This window comes from Nostoc sp. (assembly GCF_036917555.1).
Lineage (GTDB): Bacteria > Cyanobacteriota > Cyanobacteriia > Cyanobacteriales > Nostocaceae > Nostoc.
This window is the reverse complement of record NZ_JBALDD010000069.1, coordinates 1-22,773: the sequence shown is the minus strand read 5'-3', so window position 1 is coordinate 22,773 and position 22,773 is coordinate 1. Positions and strand designations below refer to the sequence as shown.

At 41.4% G+C, this 22,773-nt stretch carries 19 protein-coding genes and 4 pseudogenes; 5 read left to right on the top strand and 18 right to left on the bottom strand.

Going from position 1 to position 22,773, the window contains the following annotated elements; translation table 11 throughout:
- Positions 1-233 precede the first annotated feature (233 nt).
- From V7K60_RS27735 to V7K60_RS27705, 7 genes are all read right to left on the bottom strand, one after another.
- Complete coding sequence (locus V7K60_RS27735; protein ID WP_334930332.1) at positions 234-530, bottom strand: hypothetical protein; 297 nt, start codon at positions 528-530, stop codon at positions 234-236.
- A 7-nt stretch (positions 531-537) separates the two neighbouring features.
- Positions 538-861: a hypothetical protein gene (locus V7K60_RS27730; RefSeq protein ID WP_334930330.1), complete on the bottom strand. Its 324-nt coding sequence runs from the start codon at positions 859-861 to the stop codon at positions 538-540.
- 13 nt (positions 862-874) lie between these two features.
- A complete protein-coding gene (locus V7K60_RS27725; protein ID WP_334930328.1) occupies positions 875-1,072 on the bottom strand; it encodes a hypothetical protein in 198 nt (65 codons plus the stop codon).
- The gene (locus V7K60_RS27720) at positions 1,053-1,277 is read right to left on the bottom strand and encodes a hypothetical protein (protein WP_334930326.1); all 225 of its coding nucleotides are present in this window, start codon (positions 1,275-1,277) and stop codon (positions 1,053-1,055) included. The genes V7K60_RS27725 and V7K60_RS27720 overlap by 20 nt, the downstream gene beginning before the upstream one ends.
- Positions 1,278-1,441: 164 nt before the next feature.
- Positions 1,442-1,684 carry a hypothetical protein gene (locus V7K60_RS27715; protein WP_334930324.1) on the bottom strand — a complete coding sequence of 81 codons (243 nt, stop codon included), beginning with the start codon at positions 1,682-1,684 and terminating at the stop codon, positions 1,442-1,444.
- Positions 1,685-1,711: 27 nt separating this feature from the next.
- The gene (locus tag V7K60_RS27710; RefSeq protein ID WP_334930322.1) at positions 1,712-1,933 is read right to left on the bottom strand and encodes a hypothetical protein; all 222 of its coding nucleotides are present in this window, start codon (positions 1,931-1,933) and stop codon (positions 1,712-1,714) included.
- Positions 1,934-1,996: 63 nt separating this feature from the next.
- Positions 1,997-2,299, bottom strand: a complete 303-nt coding sequence (locus V7K60_RS27705) for a hypothetical protein (protein WP_334930320.1) — start codon at positions 2,297-2,299, stop codon at positions 1,997-1,999.
- 451 nt (positions 2,300-2,750) lie between these two features.
- Here V7K60_RS27705 and V7K60_RS27700 point away from each other — a divergent pair, with 451 nt between their 5' ends.
- A complete protein-coding gene (locus tag V7K60_RS27700) occupies positions 2,751-2,921 on the top strand; it encodes a hypothetical protein (RefSeq protein WP_334930318.1) in 171 nt (56 codons plus the stop codon).
- 309 nt (positions 2,922-3,230) lie between these two features.
- Here V7K60_RS27700 and V7K60_RS27695 read toward each other — a convergent pair whose 3' ends face one another.
- Positions 3,231-4,457 carry a pentapeptide repeat-containing protein gene (locus V7K60_RS27695; protein ID WP_334930316.1) on the bottom strand — a complete coding sequence of 409 codons (1,227 nt, stop codon included), beginning with the start codon at positions 4,455-4,457 and terminating at the stop codon, positions 3,231-3,233.
- 456 nt (positions 4,458-4,913) lie between these two features.
- Positions 4,914-5,090 (bottom strand): hypothetical protein, encoded by a 177-nt coding sequence (locus tag V7K60_RS27690; RefSeq protein WP_334930314.1) that lies wholly within the window; start codon positions 5,088-5,090, stop codon positions 4,914-4,916.
- A gap of 686 nt (positions 5,091-5,776) precedes the next feature.
- Between V7K60_RS27690 and V7K60_RS27685 the strand changes: the two genes are divergently transcribed.
- Positions 5,777-5,971, top strand: coding sequence for a hypothetical protein (locus tag V7K60_RS27685; RefSeq protein ID WP_334930312.1), 195 nt, complete (start codon positions 5,777-5,779; stop codon positions 5,969-5,971).
- A gap of 25 nt (positions 5,972-5,996) precedes the next feature.
- On the opposite strand, the gene V7K60_RS27680 is transcribed toward V7K60_RS27685, so the two are convergent.
- Positions 5,997-6,938 (bottom strand): serine/threonine protein kinase, encoded by a 942-nt coding sequence (locus tag V7K60_RS27680; protein WP_334930334.1) that lies wholly within the window; start codon positions 6,936-6,938, stop codon positions 5,997-5,999.
- Between the two features lie 402 nt (positions 6,939-7,340).
- On the opposite strand from V7K60_RS27680, the gene V7K60_RS27675 reads away from it, so the two are divergent.
- The 3 genes from V7K60_RS27675 (at position 7,341) to V7K60_RS27665 (ending at position 10,634) form a co-directional block, all read left to right on the top strand.
- The gene (locus V7K60_RS27675) at positions 7,341-8,660 is read left to right on the top strand and encodes an acetyl ornithine aminotransferase family protein (protein WP_334930310.1); all 1,320 of its coding nucleotides are present in this window, start codon (positions 7,341-7,343) and stop codon (positions 8,658-8,660) included.
- 29 nt (positions 8,661-8,689) lie between these two features.
- Positions 8,690-9,586: an alpha/beta hydrolase family protein gene (locus V7K60_RS27670; protein WP_334930308.1), complete on the top strand. Its 897-nt coding sequence runs from the start codon at positions 8,690-8,692 to the stop codon at positions 9,584-9,586.
- A gap of 133 nt (positions 9,587-9,719) precedes the next feature.
- A complete protein-coding gene (locus tag V7K60_RS27665) occupies positions 9,720-10,634 on the top strand; it encodes a DUF1338 domain-containing protein (protein WP_334930307.1) in 915 nt (304 codons plus the stop codon).
- A 65-nt stretch (positions 10,635-10,699) separates the two neighbouring features.
- Here V7K60_RS27665 and V7K60_RS27660 read toward each other — a convergent pair whose 3' ends face one another.
- The 8 genes and pseudogenes from V7K60_RS27660 to V7K60_RS27625 form a co-directional block, all read right to left on the bottom strand.
- Positions 10,700-11,986, bottom strand: a complete 1,287-nt coding sequence (locus V7K60_RS27660; protein ID WP_334930305.1) for a calcium-binding protein — start codon at positions 11,984-11,986, stop codon at positions 10,700-10,702.
- A gap of 56 nt (positions 11,987-12,042) precedes the next feature.
- The gene (locus V7K60_RS27655; RefSeq protein ID WP_334930303.1) at positions 12,043-13,245 is read right to left on the bottom strand and encodes an integrin alpha; all 1,203 of its coding nucleotides are present in this window, start codon (positions 13,243-13,245) and stop codon (positions 12,043-12,045) included.
- A 1,114-nt stretch (positions 13,246-14,359) separates the two neighbouring features.
- A complete protein-coding gene (nifJ, locus tag V7K60_RS27650; protein ID WP_334930300.1) occupies positions 14,360-18,019 on the bottom strand; it encodes a pyruvate:ferredoxin (flavodoxin) oxidoreductase in 3,660 nt (1,219 codons plus the stop codon).
- Positions 18,020-18,528: 509 nt separating this feature from the next.
- On the bottom strand, positions 18,529-19,389 hold the full coding sequence (locus tag V7K60_RS27645; RefSeq protein ID WP_334930298.1) for a nucleotidyltransferase family protein: 861 nt from the start codon (positions 19,387-19,389) through the stop codon (positions 18,529-18,531).
- Between the two features lie 57 nt (positions 19,390-19,446).
- Positions 19,447-20,215 (bottom strand): annotated as a pseudogene (locus tag V7K60_RS27640) (DevA family ABC transporter ATP-binding protein).
- Between the two features lie 74 nt (positions 20,216-20,289).
- Positions 20,290-21,452 (bottom strand): annotated as a pseudogene (devC, locus tag V7K60_RS27635) (ABC transporter permease DevC).
- Between the two features lie 51 nt (positions 21,453-21,503).
- A pseudogene (locus V7K60_RS27630) lies at positions 21,504-22,232 on the bottom strand (HlyD family secretion protein); the annotation flags it as partial.
- Between the two features lie 135 nt (positions 22,233-22,367).
- A pseudogene (locus V7K60_RS27625) lies at positions 22,368-22,679 on the bottom strand (TetR/AcrR family transcriptional regulator); the annotation flags it as partial.
- Positions 22,680-22,773: the final 94 nt, after the last annotated feature.

The window sequence follows — 22,773 nt, the reverse complement described above, 5'->3', positions numbered from 1 at the left end:
TTTTTTGATTGGTTGACTCTCAATCGTGACCTGTTTGCTGCTTATAAAGCCAGTTTGGGCTACATTTGGGCTTAATTTTTGTTTAAGTCCCGTTAATACCACGGACGCTGCGCCTTTTCATCGGGCGCAGGACGGCATTGGCTTTTTTTGCTCTAAAGTCTGATGCATGGCTGCAACTGAGCTAAACGCGATCGCGCTACCCTTACTTTTGCTCTAGCATTTTCTACAAGGGCTTAATACTGATTAAAATTGTCCATAATCGCAATTTGACCGGCTCTAACTTGGTCACCTTGCTGCACATGCAGTTCAGCCAAACGCTGGTTAGAGGTTGGAGCAGACAGATGAATAATATCAATATCTCCTTGAGGTTCTAAGCGCCCGAAAGCTGTTACATGACTTATAGTCTGCTGATTACTTGAGGTTTCCTGTATGTTCTTTTGCTTGCTACTGAAATATTTACGTGAACTAATACCAAAAATAGTATAAACAGTAACAGCAGCAATAGATAAAAGCAAAGCGATCGCTTTCATATTCACTCTAGACAATTAGGGAATAGGGAGTAGTGGCGATGGACTGAATAATCAGGTCATAGTGACCTTGCACAGCTTCATCCCAAGTTGAGTAGAAGCGTTTTTCACGATCGCAACTACCTCCAGTCACTAATGACTCAAAAATCTTAAGCTGTTCAACAGTCCCAATATTTATTCCAGTAAATACAGTTGAAACGCTGATAGAACTGTGAATGACAGAAAGGATAACTTGTGTGTTAGCGGTTGTGCGCCAGGCGGCCCATTCTTCAAAATCAACAGCAATAGGTGTGTGTTCTTCTAATTTGTAGTAGCGGTTAAGCATTATCTCCATTTTGTCACTTGGTTTAGTAACCTAACTCAGTCAAACGTTGGTATTCCTCAGTAGTGAGTATCCCCAAATCTTGACTCATCCAAAGACATCTAAGTTCTTCGGTAGCTTCTTCGAGTTCAATTTGTCCATCTCCATTGTATAAGCTACACTTTTTGTTTTTGTGCAGACCTGTACCGTTGCATTTAGAGCAATTATTGGTTTGAGGTGTCATTTGTGAGCTTCCAAGTATAACCTAAGCTATTTCTTATCCAATCCCAGATTATATCTGTAGCAATACCTTCTTCCTCTTTGTTACTTTCTTCAATAGCTTTCTCTAATTCTTCAAAATCAACATCCTCAAGAGGAATTTGAACAATGCATTTTTCTTGTTCTGGATTGTTGCTATCTCCAAATTTCACCTCTAAAATTCTCTTCATTATTCAAAATTCTGTTTTTGCCACTTGATAGTCAAAGTTGAGAGGGTTTGTCCAGAAATGCAATAAATTAAAATCATGAAGTAGAGGCAACTAATAAGTTTAGTTTCTACTTCAAAAATGATTAATATCATGGTCATTATTTCATTTTTTTGTCACTTGGTGCTTTATTGTAAGAATTTGCCACTAGCAAAAATTCCATAATCAGAACTACTGAGTGGTGAGTAAAGCTTGATAGCTAACTCAGCAGCTTGCTCAGGTAACATCCCAAGGAAATGATGGTGATTATATATATCTACTAAAAGCCCATTAGCATCACATTTTACTAATTCCATTTGAATTTTAGCGATCCAATTCTCTCTGATTTTATATTTTAATAACTCAAATTTTTCTGTGTCCAATTGTGTCATAAATCAAAATTTGTAATTCCGTTTTTGTCACTCATATTCAGCCCATTTAGTTGGTGTTAAATGAAACTGTGGTTTACCAATAGATTCATAAATCCCAACAACAAATCCTTCAAAATCCTTAAGCCAATTTTCAATAGAAGCATTAACATCACCTTTTATGGTGACTAAGACTTTATCTATTTCTGTTACGTTTCCATCGTATTCTTCTGGGTCTTGCAAAGTGTGTTTAATTACATATACGTTAGCCATAATTCTCTTTTCGTCACATTTCCATTAGTGAGCGTGTCCACGCTCATGCTTAACTAGTTTTGATTATGGGAGAGCGATCGCTCTTGATAACTCCCGAAACAAAAGATTTGCAACTTTAGACATCAGTTTATTTTGCAAGTGCTTACCGTTAAGCAGCTGCTTACCTGAACCATCGACATTCTTTTTGAGCGTTTCCTTGTATTTCTGAATTTCTGCACCTATGGGATTATCAGCCTCAATACACCACGTTAGCAAGAGTTTCAACGTAAGATTAATGCCTATTGTATGGTCATCACTTGGCGAATTGGAAATAACAGATACTTGGCAGATATTTTCAGTAGATGTTACTTCTGATATTCTTCGCATTACAACAACGATAACTGATGTAGTTAGTTGGGAATCATTGAGGATACGCAGTGGTGCTTTTATTCGATTTATTTATCCTGATTCCTTATCTACTAAATCATCAAAGTTTTATATACAAGTATCAGAAGATGTAACTGTATATGAGCTGCCAATACCTAAAGAATTTAGAGAAAAAGATCATGTCCTGCGGTCGGTTAGCTGTCGGCTTGCTTCCCGGTGGGTAAAATAGATTTTCTGACTGGGTTTGCAAAATGGAATTTGAAATTAGAAGAATTTATTTAAAATTCTAATGAAATTTGATCTGGGCTTGGCTGGTTTTGTGCTTTCTTCGCTTGTCGCTGGCTCAGGTTGGTTTTTCAGGTGGAATGATAAGCAAAAATTTGAAAGACATCAAGCTAATCTTGAAAGATAGCAGGCTATTACTCAAGCGGAAGCTGCTGCTGAAAAAAAGGTGAATGAGGTACGCGATTTTAACCACCTTTTAGGTAATCAAAAACAAATTTCACAAGGCATCGCTACCGGATTTGATGAAGTTGAGGAAAAAATAGATCGTCTTCGGGAACTAATGCTTAAAATCGAAGCTTATTTAATTCGCAACCAAGGCACTAATCGTGATGAGTAATTTACTGGGGATTCAGTATAGATTTAGCTTGCCACAAATATTTGGTAATCCTGCTTGCATAGAGAATTTACCAATTTAGCTACAAGAAACTAGACTAGCAGCAGTTGCAGTGGCGATCGCATCTGTGTTGGAAACCTCTCAGCGTTTCAGAATTGTTAGTGATTTAAATTGCGGAAAATTTAGGCTGAGAGAGAATAATTATCAGGTTTTTGGCAATTTTTTAGCTTTGGGTACTAAATTAAACACGATAGGGACGCATAGCTATGCGTCCCTATCGTGTAATCAAGTTTGCTGAAACTTTAGTTTTTATTACCACCAATGTTGGGGTATTTTCAGATTTTCCGGTAGGATGGTTGTGCGATCGCCAATTGCCTGTTCAATCTGCTGTGATTCTACATTTTCCGAGCCGCTCAAGTTTGCTCCACAGAGGTTAGCTTCTTGAAAATTAGCTTCTTGGAGGTTAGCTGTACTCAGTAATGCACTTTCTAGATTAGCGCCAGCAAGTTTTGCCCTTTGCAAGTTACTGCCAATCAGGTTTGTATCTTGGAGATTGCTACCCTCAAAGTTGACTTCTTCCAAGTTGGCATCACAAAGGATTGCTCCTTCCAAGTTGGCATCACAAAGGATTGCTCCTTCCAAGTTGGCATCACAAAGAATTGTCGCTTCCAAGTTGGCATCATAAAGGATTGCTTGGGAAAGGTTCACTTTTCTAAGAACTGCGCCTTGGAGATTGGCTTCTGGGAGGATTGCTTTTTGCAGGTTGGCTTCATAGAGGATTGAGCCACAAAGACAGGTCACTGATAAGTCTGCTTCAGAAAGGTTTACTCTGGTAAAATTGACCCATTGCAAATTAGCCCCGACAAAAATTGCTCTAGAGAGGTTAGCTTCAGTTAAGTCTGCATTGCAGAGGTCTGTATTGCGCAAATCGAGTTTTTGATTGACTGGATCTTTATATGAATCGCGTCTTCCAATGACAGTTAAGGCTGTTTGAATATCTGTAGGAAGTTTTGATGATTGCAGTGACTCATCTTCATATTCCCTATTCACTGGGGCATTCTCGCGGATAAAAGCAGCGAGGATTTCCATGATTGTCCAATGATCTTTTGGAGAATCTTTGGCAATTCGTTCTAAAGCATAAATTGCAGCAAATCGCGTTTCAATCTTTTCATTTCCTAGTTGTTCAATCGCTTTAGAAAAGCGTTCAGAAACAATATCTTGTGGAGTTAGTTGTGTCTGATTGATACAATTTACGATATTGTTATCCCAATTCAGTGTTCCAGCTAGGAGTTGCGTTAACAAGCTGTGATTCTCATCCAGAGAGAGTCTAGAGGTATAGTAAGCATTGAGAATTAATGCCAATCCCCCAATAATTATGGCAATCGTTGTTAATACTTGAGTAATGTATTCAATTTTTTCTTGATTTGAAAATCCTTGAATATTTTCAAAAAATAATATAATTAGAGTGAATGATAAAATAAATATAACTGAGACAAATACCAACAAAGTCGTGAGTCCATTGGTCTTTATGAAAGACATGTCACAAGTCTTCATATCCGACTCCTTACGGAAATAAATTTAGGTTGATTCTAAGAGTATCTGTAAAGTTATGATAGAGTACAAACACGGATAAAATTGGCGAAAGATTAAATCTATTATATAAAAATTATCTATATAACAATCCTAAATCATTCACGATCGCCAAAATTATCTACTTTCTAGAGAAGTCAGGGATCTCATTATTCATGAATGATTAAACATCTGGTGAAGTTAAATATGCGTTAAGGACTTGCAAAAAATAAATTATCTCAAATTATTTGTAGATTTGTAGGGGCGCAATACTGTTCGGTTCAGGCAAGAGATGCGATGAATCACCGTCTCTACAATAATCAGTCTTTCGTCTTGACACAACATTTTCTGCATCACCTGGAATATTCCAGGCAATTAAAAAGATCATGTTATATCATGTCTGCTTGATTACTTATTAAACCCGAATCACCCCACCCCGCCAAAGCTATGCTTTGTCTCCCCTCCCCGCTCTTCAGGAGGCAGGGTGGTTTCATACAACCAGAGAAAAATGACAATACTTATGGGAGGCGATCGCTTTCTTGACAAGAGGGAAACATGAATAATCTGATCGAACAGTTGCAGCAAGTGCCGGACTATCGGCATATTAGAGGACGATTAATAAATTGTGATTGGTACTGTTTGTGATTTTGCTAGGGGCAATTGCCTTGATATTGGGGCTACCGACCAGTTGAAGACTTTATACGTTGGTACACAGACAAAGCTTGATATCCGGGTTAAACCTAGAACAAACAATCAAGTTGCCATCAGATTTTTCGTTTCGACGAGTACTAAAAACGGTAGATTTTCAGCCATTAACAGATTTATTTAATAATTGGGCCTCAGCTTTTGTTCCAGCAATGCCTTATGAGAGATTGGCAATTGATGGAAAAGGCATTCGTTGCACAGTCAGGGATTATAGTCAGTCCTACCAAAATTTGATTAATGAGCGTATCAGTTTATAGTCACGGGCACGGCATTGTACTGAGGATGCAACCAATGTCAAACAAAAAAATTAGTCAAGTGGCTTTTGCACAGCAATTAATATCCGAACTTTGTGGTCAACAAGTGATGTTCAATATACCCAGATTTATTGATGACTGATATTGATTCTGACACAGTTTTTGTTGGTTCTAGTGGTTGGCGTTGGTGAATTAGGAGATGGATAGCTCATGCAGAGGCGCAGAGACGAAGATTGAGGTTTTCTAGCTATTGCTAAAATAACTTTTGTAGTTGCAAAAGCAACAAATGCGACTTTAAAACTAACTTTTGGAGTTGCAAAAGCAACAAATGTGACTTCAAAACTAACTTTTGGAGTCGCAAAAGCAACAAATGTGACTTCAAAACTAACTTTTGGAGTCGCAAAAGCAACAAATGCGACTTCAAAACTAACTATTGGAGTTGCAAAAGCAACAAATGCGACTTCAAAACTAACTATTGGAGTCGCAAAAGCAACAAATGTGACTTCAAAACTAACTTTTGCGTAGACGTGACCTACTACCTATTTTGTGGTTAAGTGGAAGACGATGGGGTTTGTTGTGTCGGGGGTGCTGGTTTGTGAAACCAATCTTTGAATAAGTCTATGCCATCTTTGATTCCTGATATCAAGGCTGCAAATAATGCTACTACAGTTATAATTTCTAATATCCGTGCCCACAAAGGTTGTGTCCAAAGAAGTTTGGGAAGAGAAAGACTTGCTGTGTTTAAACCCAATTCTTTTAACCAGTCTTCTACTGTTTGGGGACGATTGTCGGGTTGTAGTTCCATTGCGTGGAGAATGGCTTGATTGACGCGATCACTAATCTTATCATTAAATTCCTTGGGTGGAATTAAACGCTTATTGTTATCTTGGCGCTCAATAGCACTTTCTGGCAGTTTTCCTGTTAATAAAAAATATAAAGTTGCCGCAAGAGAATAAATATCAGTCCAAGGTTTACGTCGCAGCTGTTGTCTAGGAGAGTTGGAATACAGTTCAATTGGTGTAAATTTATCAACCAAGTTACCGCGACTTGACACTAGGTTATCAACGAATCTTCGTGCTAAGTCGAAGTTTATCAAAACAACCAGATGCGTACCCGCCCGCAAAATGATATTTTCTGGTTTCACATTTCGATGTAAAAATCCTTGTTTATGAACTGCAATGAGTGCTTTTTTAATTTGTTGGATGTAATCTAAAGCCTCTTTTTCAGGGAGAAATCCTCGCGGTTGGACAATCTTAGCTAAATTATATCCTTGAATATACTCCATGACCATGCATTTTAAATCACCTGACTCGAAGGTATCAATGACTTGGACAATATTCGGATGTTTGCATATTGCTAGTTTGCAGAATTCATCTGCAAAACCTGATTTTAAGCAATCGCGGTCTACGTTACTTAATTGATTAAGGAAATTGGAATCCAATGTTTTAATTACAACATTCTTGCTACTCTGATCCTCAACAAGATAAGTAATAGCAAAGTTCTCCTGTCTTAAATTTTGTTTAATTTCATACTGATTGCGGTGTAACTTTTGTCCAGATACCCAAGTTATTGGTTGATTATCTTAGAGACTTTTATTAATTTTTGCATATAGCAATTATTCTGTGGATTGAATATACTTCCTTCCACAAATCTTTTGCAGCTTGTCCCCTGCCATCCAATAGTGAAGCTTTATCCTTGCTTCAAAAAATATAATATGACGCGATCGCAGAAGTTGTGTTATAAAAACGGGCAAAGTCTTACAAAATACGAAAATCTTTACTATGAAGCTTTTTCGTTAAATGCGTAATTTCTACAGCAATAGAATCAAATGCTACTGTAAGCAATCAACATTTAGCGTTTAATCATCAGTAATCTTTAAAAAGTTGAAAAAATTATGTTAAGTATCCCTATTAACCTAAATTTACCTCTTACACCCCGTATAGTAACTTCCTTACCTGGACCTCGCGCTCAAGGAATTGTACAACGCGATCGCGCTGTAACTTCCCCTTCTTACACCCGCGATTACCCATTAGTTGTTTCTCGCGGTCAAGGCTGCATGGTAGAAGATGTAGATGGCAATGTATTTCTGGATATGACCGCAGGTATTGCTGTTACCGCCACCGGACACGCTCACCCGGAAGTGGTGAAGGCAATTCAAGAACAGTCGGCGCGTCTGTTGCACATGTCAGGGACAGATTTTTATTATGAGCCGATGGTAGAACTAGCGGAACAATTAGCAATTCGCGCCCCTTTTCCCCACCCACAGAGTGATACTGCGTTTCCCGCAAAAATATTTTTCACCAATTCTGGGGCAGAATCCAACGAAGGAGCAATCAAACTAGCTCGATATTACACCAAGCGATCACTAATCGTAGCCTTTTTAGGTGCATTTCACGGACGCACTTATGGAGCGATGTCTCTCACTGGTTCCAAAGCAGTGCAGCGAGCTAATTTTGGGCCTTTAATTCCTGGGGTAACTCATATCCCTTATGGCACTCACGCTAGCTTAGATTACTTGGAACAACAGCTATTTCCGACGATTTTACCACCGCAAGAAGTGGCAGTGATCGTAGTCGAACCAATTCAAGGAGAAGGTGGATATATCGTACCCGAAGATGGTTTTTTGCAGCGGATTCGGGAGATATGCGATCGCCACGGTATTCTGATGGTAGTGGATGAAGTACAAGCAGGGATGGGGCGCACTGGTCGCTTATTTGCGATCGAGCATTGGGGTGTGATGCCTGATATCATTACTACTGCTAAAGGTATCGCCAGTGGTATGCCATTAGGAGCCATACTTGCCAGACCAAAGTTAATGACTTGGCCTCCCGGTTCTCACGCTACTACATTTGGCGGTAATCCCGTAGCTTGTGCTGCTGGTATTGCCACACTGCGACTGCTAGAAAGTGGTTTAATGACCAACGCTACCCAAATGGGAGAATTATTACAAGCTAGTCTTACCCAGTTGCATCAAAGATTTCCGAGAGTATCACCGCCACGAGGTAAGGGTTTGATGGTAGCGGTAGATTTATTGGATGAACCGGGTAATCTCGATCATAAATTGCGCGATCGCATTATTCAAGAAGCTTTTTTACACGGTTTATTATTACTAGGTTGCGGTAAAGCAGCAATTCGTTTCTGTCCCCCTCTAGTTATCGACAGCGACCAAATTCAGATAGCCCTTGAGATTATCACCAAGGTGTTAAGCTGCTAAAGAAAGTGGATTTAATGAGGATCTAGAATATGTCTAGTCTCAATTTAATAGAATTAGCAGGTGTACCTGTTCTAGTACGTCCACCTATCAATACAGATAAGCCTGCTCCACTCATCATCCTCTGGCACGGCTTCGGACCGCCTGACAGTGAAAAAGTACTTGCTGAGACATTGCCTTTAGAAAGCGTCGAAGCTTGGAAAGCCTACCTGGGACTGCCGCTTTTTGGTCAACGGCTTCCTGAAGGCGGCACTGACGAACTTATGCGTCGCCAGATAGATGACTATGTACTCAAACTACTGTTACCGATAATTGAACAAGCTACACATGAGCTACCAGACGTGGTTAAGGCGCTACAGGAGCGTTTCAGCATTGACCCGAACAAAGGCATTGGTTTGTTCGGCTTTTCAGCAGGTGGCTTTACAGCTCTACTGGCGCTATTAGAAAGTAAGATTCCAATTACTGCTGCTGTACTAGCTGGAATAACTAAAGACCTACATACTGCTGTAAATAGTTATGAGCGTATTGTACAAGAAACCTATTCTTTTCTTAAGGAGCAGTACCCTTGGGTAGAGGATAAGTATAAAAAATATTCTTGGTCTGAGAAGTCAGAAGCAGCGAAACAACGCCTAGATTTTATAGTCCGTGCGGAAGAAATAACCAAAAGAAATCCTCTTCCCGCTACCTTATTCGTGCATGGTATGCAAGACGAGATATATGAGGTCAGCAATACGGAAAAACTTTATGCTGCACTATTAAGCAAATATGAACAATTGAACCAGTCAGAACGGCTGTCAATGCAAATCTTCAGGCATCTGGCGCATCACATTAAACCAGCAGCAACAGATATTTCGCCAGAACAGCGCCAAGACATTGCGACACTTCAAGAGACAGTCGCTAACTGGTTCAGTAAGTATCTGATTGTCTAATTAATAAAGATGCAGTATGGAAGTACATAGCCAGGGTATAACAAGAGCCACAATTGCAGGTTATAAAATCCACACTCGTAAACATTCACTTGTGGAGAGATGGCGAATTATCTTTACTAATGAATAATACTTTATGAAACCCGAAATTGCCCTTCATTTATGGAAATTACTTTGGCAAGAATACAGTACCAGGGTAAATCATGCCCGTACTTACCAGCAAATGATTACTGTTGCTGGTGGGACTGTCGCCAACGACCACATCGCCTTTCGATCTTTGCGTTTATTAGTAGATACTCCACAAGGTCAAGTTAACTTAGGAATTGACTACCTTGGACAACTTGCAGAAGCTTTAGGTTATGTGGCGGCTGGAGAGTATACTTTTGCTCAAACTCATTTGTACGCCCGTCATTATTGTCATCCACAGCAAGAGCAATTTAACTTACCCAAGCTGTTTATCAGCGAGTTGATTGTAGATGAATTGCCTGCAAATGTTGCCCAACTCATCTTTAAAACAGTATCTTCAATCCCAGACAAACTGACCTCACCCCTTACTCTTCTACAAAAAGACGGGAACATTGAAACTATCGCCAAACAACTCCAGCAAGTCTTCACCCGCCCTTGGCTACCTCCTGGGCGTTCGGTTGTCGAAGAGGTGAATCAGGTTACTCAGTATGGGGCTTGGGTGTTGCTGCACGGATATGCTGTCAATCACTTTACAGGCTATGTTAACGGACAGAATACCCCAGAATATCCAGATATTGATACTACCGCCAATGCTTTGGCTAACCTGGGTGTACCAATGAAAGCAGAGATAGAGGGTAATGTTGCTTGTGGTTTGCGGCAAACTGCAACTCAAACAGTAACGGAAATGGTGACAGTGTTAGATGATAATAGTGGTGCAGAAATTCCGATTCCTTGGACTTACGCCTATTATGAAATTGCCCAGCGCTATCTAGTAGAAGTGGAATCTGGAAAGCAGATACTTTTTGATGCTTTTTTAGGAAGTAATGCCCAGCAATTGTTTGAAATGACTCGTCTATCTAAATAGCCTTGAGGTGTTAATAAAGATTCAATTTTAAGGTTCTGAGCTAGTAGTTTTGTGTTTTGAACAAACTATGCTTGCAAGACAAAATCTGATGCTGTAAGAGTTGGTGCACCAATTAAAGTTGCAAATAGACCACCACTGCCAAAACCAGCTGCACTACCATTTTGGTTGTAGAATAACTGCCCACTCACAGGATCGTACACAATTTTCGCTGTGCTAGTCTCGGCTGAAGACGTGATTTTAAAATCACTGGCGTTACTAAAACCTGTTCCAGGAGTAGAAGCGATCGCACTAAAGGTAGTCTTATCCAGTAAAATCTTGTCACCTTCAAGACTCTTAAAGTCACTAAGGATATCTACACCAATTGCAGAGCCGTTAAAAGCAGCATTGATGTTGTAAAGGAATATATCAGCACCAGCACCACCTGTAAGTATGTCATTGCCTGCACCGCCAACGAGAGTATCATTACCTGCACTACCAATAAGGGTATCATTTCCAGTGCCACCACGTAGATAATCGTTGCCACTGTTGCCATCGATGATGTCATCACCTCCCTGACCATTAATCACATCATTGGAGTTGTCAAAACCAGAGATATTATTATTCAGGTCATTGAAGAATGTAACCGTGTTTTTATTGAAGATGCTGCGAAGATTTGAGTTGGCATCTAAGACATCAAAACTGTCAACGACGCTGGTCTGATTATCAAACAGGATATTGGCGATCGCTAGTTTACTATCCGATGCGGGTAAATTATCCAGGTTTTCTAATTTAAAGTTTTGCAGAGTGACTTTGGTATTGCTTGTATCTTCAAAAGTGACTTCTAGATTATTGCCGTTTTGAGTTAATTGCAGATTTTTCGCAGTCAATCCACTACCTGTAAATTGCAGTGTATCAACATTGGCGATCGCTGCTGCTGATGGGTTTGTGCCTTTACCTACACCACCAAAATCAGTGATGATGTCATTGCCATCGCCAGAGCAAATCACAAACTTATCTTGACCACCGTTGCCTGTAAGGGTATCGTTACCAGCTTTGCCGTCGATGATATTGTTGTTAATTGTGCCTTTGAGAGTATCTGTGCCAGCAGTTCCCGTCAGGTTAATGGTGTTGCCACTGCCTATATTTTTCCCGCCAAACACCACGTAGCTCTGCCCTGAGTAGGAGGCGTTGGGGTTAGCATTTAGTGCCCCAATAATCAGGTCGTCGATGCCGTCGCCATTGATGTCTCCCGCACTGCTGACAAAATTGCCTGATAGGTCATTTTCATTGATGCCATTGATGATGAATCCATTAGTGCCGTTAAGGGTGGAGAGGTTGAGTTGGGCAGCAAAACCGCCTTTGCTGCCAAACACCACGTAGCTCTGCCCTGAAGAATTGCCATTGGGGTCGGCACGTAATGCCCCGATAATCAGGTCATCAAGACCGTCGCCATTGATATCTCCCGCACTGCTGACAGAAATGCCTGAAGAGTCAAATTCATTGATACCGTTGATGGCAAAGCCGTTAATGCCGTTGAGGGTGGAGAGGTCAAAGCTGACAAACCTCCCTTGCTGCCAAACACCACGTAGCTCTGCCCTGAGTAGGAGGCGTTGGGGTCGGCATTTGGTGCCCCGATAATCAGGTCATCAAGACCGTCGCCGTTGATGTCTCTCGCACTGCTGACAGAAATGCCTAATTGATCACCTGGATTGATGCCGTTGATGGTGAATCCATTAGTGCCATTAAGGGTGGAGAGGTTGAGTTGGGCATCAAAACCCCCCTTCTTGCCAAATACCACGTAGCTTTGCCCTGAAGAATTGCCGTTGGGGTCAGCACCGTATGCCCCGATAATTAGGTCGTCGATGCCATCGCCGTTGATGTCTCCCGCACTGCTGACAGACCTGCCTGATAGGTCATTTTCATTGATGCCGTTAATGGCAAAGCCGTTAGTGCCGTTGAGGGTGGAGAGGTTGAGTTTGGCAGCAAAACCCCCTTTGCTGCCAAACACCACGTAGCTCTGCCCTGAAGAATTGCCGTTGGGGTCGGCATTTTGTGCGCTAATAATCAGGTCGGTGATGTCGTCGCTGTTGATGTCTCCCGCACTGCTGACAAAGTAGCCTGAGTAGTCATTTTCATTGATGCCGTTGATGGCAAAGCCGTTAGTGCCGTTGAGGGTAGAGAGGTTGAGTTTGGCAGCAAAACCGCCCTTGCTGCCAAACACTACGTAGCTCTGCCCTGATTCTATGGCGTTGGGCGAGGCATTTTGTGCCCCAATAATCAGGTCGTCGATGCCGTCGCCATTGATGTCTCCTGCACTGCTAACAGAATTGCCTGAGAGGTCATTTTCATTGATGCCGTTGATAGCAAAGCCGTTAGTGCCGTTGAGGGTGGAGAGGTTGAGTTGGGCAGCAAAGGGGGTTTTGCTGCCAAACACCACGTAGCTCTGTCCTGAGTAGGAGCCATTGGGGTCGGCAAAAGATGCCCCGATAATCAGGTCATCAAGACCGTCGCCATTGATGTCTCCCGCACTGCTGACAGAATTGCCTGAAGAGTCAAATGCATTGATGCCGTTGATAGCAAAGCCGTTAGTGCCGTCAAGATCCGAAAGGTTAAAAATTGAATTTGCCATCATTTCTTCAGTGTTAGTTTTTATGAGTATTTGTCGTTAGTCATTAGCAAAGATACTTATACTACAAGGCGTAATTCATAATTTGTAGTTTGTAATTACGAGCGCGTAAAGATTTTAGACATTTCAAAGGGATCGCTTATTTTTACTAATCTGTACTAAGAGGCTGAGTACCTGGCTGCTCAGTCAGAATTTTTCACAAAAATCTTAATACAATTCGCTCCCCTAGCCTCTCTCCCACTGCCCTTAGATTGGTAATCTCTTGTTGAGTTGTAGATTGGGCGATGTCTACGACGGGCTACGTCTACGCACCTGCTCTCTTCTAAAATTGATTTCTTCTAAAATTGATTTGCATATCTATTAATATTTCCCCGCTTACTCTCTCTGATACCTTTTTACTGCCACATCTGAGCGATAGCGGTAATTGAAGAATTTGTCAGCTTGTAATTTGTAATTAGGAAATTTAATTGCGAATTACAAGCAGTCTTTTGGTGTCAGCTAGTAACCTATTTTATTTTGTAACCAAAAATTACTTTAATAACCGTTAAATTACTTAAATAGTCTTATAAATATCTAAGCATTGTCAAGAGGCTGGGTATGATTCTAATAAAGTTAGAGTGAATTTTAGGAAGTGCTATATTAAGTTTTTGTGTCAGTGATAGCGTACTCCTACGTCCAAGCAAGCTAGGCGCAGCCTCTTGTCGAGAAGCGTTAGTGAATCTTGTCTGCAACCCACTTTTGCGTTCGAGCGTTACAATCTGTCGTAGACATTGCACTCTTTTTTAAAGATTGGGTTAAGGAATCAAACCCCACATTTGCGCGTTTGTTGACTAACACTGTGGTTCAATACAACTTAAACCACAGCGTTAGTAACTAAAATGGTGATTTTGTAACTAAAATTTCCATGTTTGTAACGAAAATAACAATTTTACTAACTAAAATGGTTTTTTTATCACAAAATTTATAATGTTTGTAACAAAAATAATGAATTTAGTAACCAAAATGGTTTTTTGTAACGAAAATTCTGATGTTTGTAACAAAAAAAATGGGTTTTTATAACGAAAATTGCGACTTGAGTTAGTTAAGTCGCAATTTTTATAACTAAAATTAGGGTTAATATTCAGAGAATATCGCGCTTTGCCAAATATTGGTATGTTTGCCAACGTGCATCTACCTCAGCTTGAGCTTGTTCTAACAATTGCTTGGCAACGTCAGGCTTACTCTTAGTGAGCATTTTGAAGCGATTTTCTTGATACATGGAATCTTCTACAGATTGCGTAGGCGATCGCATATCCAATTGCAAAGGATTTTTACCCTGGTTAAGCAACTCTGGATTATGCCGATACAGCAACCAACGACCTGATTCTACCAAAGTTTTCTGATGATTCATCCCTGTAGTCATGTTGATGCCGTGGGCGATGCAATGGCTGTAAGCAATAATTAGTGATGGGCCATCATAAGCTTCTGCTTCCAAAAATGCTTTCAGGGTATGTTCATCTCTAGCACCAAGAGCTACACTCGCTACGTAGACATTTCCGTAGGTCATGGCAATCATCCCTAAGTCTTTCTTTGGTGCTGGCTTACCACTGGCGGCATATTTAGCAACTGCTGCTCGTGGCGTGGCTTTGGAAGATTGACCGCCTGTATTAGAATACACTTCTGTATCCATCACCAAGATGTTGACATTTCGACCACTAGCAATTACATGATCGATACCGCCAAAGTCAATATCATAAGCCCAACCGTCACCGCCAACAATCCAGACGCTTTTTCTCACCAAGTAATTTGCAAGGGATTTGAGATTTTGGATTTTGGATTTGAGACTTCGGCTCCTTTCGGCTTCGGTTCCATCGAGCGGAGCCGAGATGCTCAAGGCAAGTCGCTCAGTCGAACGATTAGGGTCGAAAGTGACGATTTCATCTAACCTTTGCTGCAACAGTTCTATCCTTTCGCGCTGTTCCCAAATGTCAGCCTCAGATTTTTGTTCAGCTTTCAGGATGGAGTAGACAAGGTTTTCATCTATTTCACTCCCCAATTCTTGCAACAATTCTGCTGCAAACTCAGCTTGTTTATCGAGAGAGAGGCGGAAGCCATAACCAAATTCGGCGTTATCTTCAAATAAATTATTAGACCACGCGGGGCCGCGTCCTTCGGCGTTGGTTGTCCAAGGAGTGGTGGGGAGATTCCCACCATATATTGAAGAACAACCTGTAGCATTGGCGATGACGGCGCGATCGCCAAACAATTGTGTTAATAATTTTAAGTAAGGTGTTTCACCACAACCTGCACAAGCACCAGAGAATTCAAATAAAGGTTCTTGCAGTTGTTGTTGGCGAATCTGATTTAATTTTAGCGATCGCCTGTCAGGATTAGGTAAACTCAAAAAGAAATCCCAGTTTTTTCGCTCTTGCTCTTGTAAAGGCAACTGCTGTGCCATGTTAATCGCTTTCAGCGATGGCTCAGACTTATTTTTAGCAGGGCAAATATTTACACAAATCGTGCATCCTGTGCAATCTTCAGGGGCAACTTGAATGGTAAATTGTTGATTGGCAAAGTCTTTATCTTTTGCACCAGTTGACTTGAAGGTTGCTGGTGCATTTACTAACTCATCTGCTTGATAAGCCTTTGCACGGATGGCACTGTGGGGACAAACCATCACACACTTACCACATTGTATGCAGACATCTGGCTCCCACACAGGTATCTCTTCGGCAACGTTACGTTTTTCCCACTTGGCAGTGCCTACGGGAAAAGTGCCATCAACTGGTAGTGTGCTAACAGGTAAGTCGTCACCTTCCCAAATCATGATTTTGCCTAGAACTTCTCGCACAAATTCAGGCGCACTATCAAGCAATCTTGGATTGTTGATTGTTGATTGTTGATTGTTAATTGTTTGTGGTACATCTACCTTATGCAAGTTGTCTAAGGTGTTGTCTACAGCTTGCAAATTCATGCGGACAACTTCTGCACCTTTTTTACCATAAGTCTTGTTAATCGCTTGTTTGATTTTAGCGATCGCTTCTTCCTGCGGCAAGACACCCGCTAAGGCAAAGAAGCATACCTGCATAATCGTGTTAATTCTGCCACCCATGCCACTTTCGCGGGCAACCTGGCTAGCATTGATTACATATAACTTCAAATGCTTGGCGATAATTTGCTGCTGCACCTCCAACGGCAGATATTCCCAAACGGTATCTGCATTGTATGGACTGTTAAGCAGTAAAGTCGCCCCAGGAATAGCAGCCTTCAAAATATCTATGCGTTCCAGAAATCCCCAGTGATGACAACCAATAAAGTTAGCTTGGTCAATTAGATAAGTGGAGCGAATTGGCTCTTTACCAAAGCGTAGATGAGAGACAGTCATCGAGCCAGATTTCTTGGAGTCAAAAACAAAGTAGCCTTGGGCGTAATTGTCAGTTTCTTCACCAATAATCTTGATGGAGTTTTTGTTAGCGCCAACAGTGCCATCAGCACCCAACCCATAAAACATTGCCCTGACAACATTATCCGATTCTGTAGAGAAATTAGAGTCAAAGCTGAGAGAAGTATAACTAACGTCGTCATTAATCCCAATCGTAAAGTGATTTTTTGGTTTAGCTTGGGCAAGGTTGTCAAAAATGCCCTTCACCATCGCCGGAGTAAATTCTTTAGAAGAAAGACCGTAGCGACCACCAATAACTTTAGGTGATGAGATAAAATTTTCTCCCTTGTCCCCCTTGTCTCCCCACGCTTCATGAATAGCAGCCACCACATCCAAATACAAAGGCTCACCGGCGCTACCTGCTTCTTTAGTGCGGTCAAGAACTGCGATCGCTTTTACACTAGTTGGTAATACTGCAACAAACCTTTGAACATCAAAGGGGCGGTAAAGTCGCACTTTGACTACACCAAGTTTTTCACCACGGGCGTTCAGGTAATCTACTGTTTCATGGACGGTTTCACAACCTGAACCCATAAGAACGATAACGCGATCGGCATCGTTAGCACCATAATATTCATAGATTTTATAATGCCTTCCCGTGCGTTCTCCAAATTCATCCATGATCCGCTGAACCATTTCTGGACAGGCGTTGTAGTAAAGGTTAGCGCCTTCACGTCCTTGGAAGTAGACATCGGGGTTTTGGGCAGTACCGCGCAATACTGGATGATCTGGGGTGAGGGCACGGCTGCGGTGGGCGAGTATTAAGTTATCGTGGATGAGCGATCGTAAATCATCATCTGAGAGCAATTTGACTTTCTGCACTTCATGGGAGGTGCGGAAGCCGTCAAAGAAATGCATAAAGGAGACTCGCGCCTCTAGGGTAGCAGCATGGGCGATGAGAGCAAAATCTTGACTTTCCTGCACCGAAGCGGAACACAGCAGGGCGAAACCAGTCGCCCGAGCTGCCATCACGTCGCTATGGTCGCCAAAAATTGATAAAGCATGAGTAGCCAAGGAACGGGCTGCAACGTGAACCACAGCGCTAGTCAACTCACCAGCAATTTTGTAGAAATTGGGTATCATCAACAATAATCCCTGAGATGCCGTAAAGGTGGTACTCAGGGAACCTGTTTGCAAAGCCCCATGCACAGCACCAGCCGCTCCCCCTTCGCTCTGCATCTGCACGACGCTGGGAATAGTACCCCAGAGGTTAGGACGACCTTCTGCTGACCAAGCATCTGCCCATTCACCCATCGCTGAAGAGGGGGTGATGGGATAAATGGCAATCACTTCATTTAGTTTGTAAGCAACACGGGCGACAGCCTCATTCCCATCGATGGTTGCAAAGGTTTTGTTCATAATATGATTTTTGTCCCCGCCTCTAAGCTGCATTATCAGAACACGTGAATATAAGAATCAGAAATAGCCAGTACTAGAAAGTAAGTGTATTATCTGCATTAAAGATTTCTTGCTAGGATTTACTCCGTGTTTAAAGGATAGCTTTAGGATCTTAAATTAACTTTCCATCAATACTGCATCTATTAATATCTCATCTGCAATACTGCATCTATTAATATGTATTAATAATGTACTCAATGACCAAAGTCTTTATTTGATAACACTTTAAAACAATTTATTCTTTTTTGTGGGGTATAGGGTCGGGAACAATACTGCTTGGTTAAGAAAATTTGTAGGTTGCTTGAAGGTCATGAAACCCAACAAAGCCCTAAAAATGTTGCGTCTAAGTTACTCAATCAACCTACACTGAAGTTGTTTTTTAAGCAAAACCTACGCAGTATTGGGACTATTTTGTACGATGGTCAAATATCACTAATCGCATAGCAACAGAAGTCAGATGGCAATAAAAATTACATCGCTAATCGCCGATTTCCATACCATTGACTTAAATCATCTTCAATCGCCTCAATAATTGCGATCGCCTCAGTTATTGATTTTGCATCGGCAGCTAAAAGTGTAAACGCTCGCTCAACCCGTTGTTGATAGTCTTGCGGGCAAATAGCAAACCTATTAGCAAGTGCCATCGCCCCTTTTTCATTCAACAGGTAATCTTCATTGAGCGCAAATAAGACCTGATTCATACACGCCACACTGCGGAAACAACAACCTGCTGCGTAAACAATATCATCGCGTACTTTCGCCTTTTTTGCGACCAACAGCGAGAAACTTATTTCCCAGGCGAAAGTATCAATAGTTGCCTGTTTTAGCTGCTCTGGATAAAGCTCTGTTTTTACCTTCAAAGCTTCTAAAACACCATCAGGGTCGTAAAGTGCCTGACAAATAGCAATTTCCGCCACATAAATAGAGGACACAAACCCATGAGGATGTCCTGGTTGATAATCAATAGTAATGCATCCGTTATGGCAATCATCAATGACACGATTGACCTTCGCCAAATCACGATAGAGAAAATCTACACCTACACCTTGAACCTGTAGCCAACCGCCGCCGTTAATCCACTTTCCCCATTCACCAATCGCAGTAATCAAATTTACGCGATGGTTATCATCAAGCTCACAGGCGAGGCGATTTAGAGCAATTAAATCGGGCGGGTTTTCTGGATTGTAATAAATTCCTAAATCCACATCTGACTTTAGGGTATGGTTGCCCCGTGCCCGTGAACCACCCAGTGCGATCGCTGTAATTCCCTCAATTGACCGCAAACTTAAAATAATATGGTTGATGAATTGGGGCGATTGTTGGATTTCCATCGTTGGTCATTATTGCGTTCATATCTTTATTTAATACTGTTAAGTCCTAAAATAATATTATTTCTCTGTTGTAGTGGTATCTGTGTCATCGGTTTTCAACTGACCATCTTCCATGTAAATGATGCGATCGGCAATATCGAGGATGCGGTTATCGTGGGTAACTAGTAAAATTGTACAACCTTGTTCTTTGGCTAGCTTCTGCATTATTTCTACGACATCGCGCCCAGATTTTTTGTCGAGTGCAGCAGTGGGTTCATCTGCTAAAACAATCTTAGGATGGCTGACTAAAGCACGAGCGATGCCTACGGCGGGCTACACCAACGCTACCCGTTGTTTTTGCCCTCCAGATAGTTTTTCTGGGTAATAATTTACACGATCCGCTAAACCGACAGTTGACAAAATGGCGATCGCTTTGGCGTCGATATCCTGATTCAAAAAATCGTCATGCAACTCTAGGGACATTCGCACATTTTCTCTTGCTGTCAAAAAAGTCATCAAGTTATGCGCCTGGAAAATATAGCCAATCTGGCGGCGAAGCTTTGTTAATTGCAGCTTTTTAGCACCACGAATTTCCTCTCCTAAGATTTTGAGACTATCGAGCAGAACGCAATCCACCCATTAGAGTCAACAGAGTGGTTTTCCCCGATCCAGAGGGGCCAGTCATGATGACAATTTCCCCAGCGCTAATCTCTAAATTAATGTCAAATAATACTTGTTTGCGAAGCGCACCTTCACCAAAGTAATGGTTGAGGTTACTAACAGAAATTACAGGTTCTGAAGCAGAAAGTGTTGAGTTAGGATTTACTGGTAAAGATTTTTGCAACATAGGATTTGATAGGGCATTGGGTATGGGGGAGATAATTCCTAATTTTTGCAGAGACGCAATTAATCGCGTCTCCACTAAAAAACATCAGCAGGGTCAGCAGATCGTAGTTTTTGCATTGCGATCGCCCCAGAAACACTACACATGATCATGGTCAAAATCCAAACCTGGATCGCCCGTTCCATTTTCATGAAAATGGGAAGCATCGTAGCAGCATAGGTGACTTGATACAATCCAAAAGAAAGGATGAATCCAGGCAGAAAACCTAAGATAGCCAATAACAATGCTTCTTGAATTAAAACTCCCAAGAGATAGTTATCGGTGTATCCCATTGCTTTGAGGGTGGCGTATTCTGGCAAGTGGTCAGAAACATCAGAGTAAAGGATCTGGTAGACAATCACAATGCCAACGATAAACCCAACTCCAGTACCTAAACCGAAAATGAAACCAATACCAGTACCCGCTTCCCAGTAAGTTATCTCCACTTTGGCAAACTCTTCTGGAGTCAAAACTCTGACATCTTTAGGTAGTCCATTGACAAGTTGCGATCATACTGTTTCAGAATCGGCATCTGGTTTCAGCGTGATTAACCCAACTTCGATGCGATCGGGTTTACGCTCTGGGAATAGCTGGAGAAAGGTAGAATCGCTGGCGATCACATTACCATCGGCAGCAAAGGAAGCACCATCAGTAAACAAGCCTTTAACAAAGACGGCTTTACTATTGAGTTCCGTGTCAAATTTACCTGTTTTCTTAAAGATATCACCAACTGCCCCGTATTCTGGACGACCTGCCTGGTCAAACAGAACTTGATACAACTGTTTAAGGTGATCCTGATTTTGTTTAATTTCGGGCGATTTGAAAGCGGGTTGTGTCGGATCAACACCCCGAACTAAAATGGCACGCTCAAGACGTGTTTCAGGATTTCGCCACTGTCTGGTGCTGATGTATACAGCATTAACTGACTGAACACCTTCATAACCTAATGTTTGATATAGTCGCTCTCTGGAAAAGTTTTTTACAGAAAACAAAGTTTGAAATTGGGAACTAAAAACCAAATCTGCCTGTAAATTGCGATGAGGTTTCACAGCTGCATCAAAAAGCGCACTTTCAAATCCCAACTGGATAAACATCAGCATATCGGCAAAGGTAATACCTGCGACTGCAACAGCAAGACGGGTTTTTCTTTCATTAACTGCCGCCATGCTAGCGGCGTTTTGCGAAATAGTTTAGAAAGCATATTGGAAAAAAACCTTAATAAACCAGTGTTTCAGCTTGCTGTTCAAGCTGGCGCTGTCGCATTAACAAAAATAAGGGAGAGAACTGCTTTGGCTTCGTCTACTTGCTGTTTGGCAGTTTCTACAGTTAAGCCTTTGCTGTCATACAAAGAATTAGAAACTGCTCCTTGGGAATATAGCTGCTGATAACGTTGATATTTGGCTTCAGCATTTTTGAGTTCTGCCTCTAGCTTCTTAATTGTTGCCTCTTGCGCTATTCTGTCTCCTTCCTACTGTGCTTCTATGCGGAATATCGCTTTCTGTTGTGCTGTTTTGTCTCCTTGGGACTAGGCTTCAAAGCGTTCTACACTGGCTTGCTGGGCCTGAATTTCTCCTGCTTTTGCTCCTGCTTCAATTTGAGCGAGTTTAGCTTGGGCAACTCTGACTTGTTGTTGGGCTTGTAGTACAGCAGTTTGCAAGCGATCGCGCGCATCTAATATTGCTACCATCTGTCCGGCTTTAACGCGATCGCCCTCTTGGACTAGAATTTTCGCAATGCGATCGCCATCCAATGCCAAGGGCGCAAACAAGCTAATTACCTCAGCCTCCAGTTCTAGTCGTCCTAACGCAGCCACTTTTTGACTTTTGAGCGTGGTTTCTACTGGCTCAGATTTCTCAGCTTGACCAACTAACCCAAACTGAGAAATGCCATAAACAACAATTCCACCCGTAATAGCAGTAGCTGCAATTACTAATGCAACTAACCCTTTATTGAAAGCTTTCTTTAACAGCTTTTGAACCATCTTTTTTACTCTCCTCAAAAATTATTTTGTCTACTGAGTTAATTGATGGTAGAACTAATTCTTAGCCATCAATAAATATCAGATAATTGATAATTGTTAGATATGAATATTTTGCAACTTATTTAGGTATCCAATCTAACCCTTAACTATTGCCCTATATTGCAGCAAATATGCTGTGAGCATTTTGCCTAATAACGCACATTGTTCCATAAAATCAATTGTTTCATCACCCCATAACTTTTCCAGAATTAACCCATTGAAAAAGCTCAAGAAAAAGGAAGCCAATATCGGATCTTGAATACCCACAAAAGTGCAGGCAGCTTGCTGATAAGGCTGATTAGTTCGCTTAAAAACACTATTACTTAACATTTCCTTAGAGTCTTGATGTTGACAAAAATCAATCCAAATATAAGTCTATTTAATGAAGTAATCCTCATTTTTCACTAGATCAGGACTTACGCAACTGTCACAAGCGAGGGCGCGGCGCAGCCGTGCCAAGCGCCAAACAACTAGACAATAAACATAGGAATATCCGGACGTT

Excerpts from the sequence above, each read along its gene's own strand:
- V7K60_RS27735 (WP_334930332.1), bottom strand. The coding sequence starts at position 530 with ATGAAAGCGATCGCTTTGCTTTTATCTATTGCTGCTGTTACTGTTTAT.
- V7K60_RS27730 (WP_334930330.1), bottom strand. The coding sequence starts at position 861 with ATGGAGATAATGCTTAACCGCTACTACAAATTAGAAGAACACACACCT.
- V7K60_RS27725 (WP_334930328.1), bottom strand. The coding sequence starts at position 1,072 with ATGACACCTCAAACCAATAATTGCTCTAAATGCAACGGTACAGGTCTG.
- V7K60_RS27720 (WP_334930326.1), bottom strand. The coding sequence starts at position 1,277 with ATGAAGAGAATTTTAGAGGTGAAATTTGGAGATAGCAACAATCCAGAA.
- V7K60_RS27715 (WP_334930324.1), bottom strand. The coding sequence starts at position 1,684 with ATGACACAATTGGACACAGAAAAATTTGAGTTATTAAAATATAAAATC.
- V7K60_RS27710 (WP_334930322.1), bottom strand. The coding sequence starts at position 1,933 with ATGGCTAACGTATATGTAATTAAACACACTTTGCAAGACCCAGAAGAA.
- V7K60_RS27705 (WP_334930320.1), bottom strand. The coding sequence starts at position 2,299 with ATGCGAAGAATATCAGAAGTAACATCTACTGAAAATATCTGCCAAGTA.
- V7K60_RS27695 (WP_334930316.1), bottom strand. The coding sequence starts at position 4,457 with ATGTCTTTCATAAAGACCAATGGACTCACGACTTTGTTGGTATTTGTC.
- V7K60_RS27690 (WP_334930314.1), bottom strand. The coding sequence starts at position 5,090 with ATGCCGATAGTCCGGCACTTGCTGCAACTGTTCGATCAGATTATTCAT.
- V7K60_RS27675 (WP_334930310.1), top strand. The coding sequence starts at position 7,341 with ATGTTAAGTATCCCTATTAACCTAAATTTACCTCTTACACCCCGTATA.
- V7K60_RS27670 (WP_334930308.1), top strand. The coding sequence starts at position 8,690 with ATGTCTAGTCTCAATTTAATAGAATTAGCAGGTGTACCTGTTCTAGTA.
- V7K60_RS27665 (WP_334930307.1), top strand. The coding sequence starts at position 9,720 with ATGAAACCCGAAATTGCCCTTCATTTATGGAAATTACTTTGGCAAGAA.
- V7K60_RS27655 (WP_334930303.1), bottom strand. The coding sequence starts at position 13,245 with ATGATGGCAAATTCAATTTTTAACCTTTCGGATCTTGACGGCACTAAC.
- nifJ (WP_334930300.1), bottom strand. The coding sequence starts at position 18,019 with ATGAACAAAACCTTTGCAACCATCGATGGGAATGAGGCTGTCGCCCGT.
- V7K60_RS27645 (WP_334930298.1), bottom strand. The coding sequence starts at position 19,389 with ATGGAAATCCAACAATCGCCCCAATTCATCAACCATATTATTTTAAGT.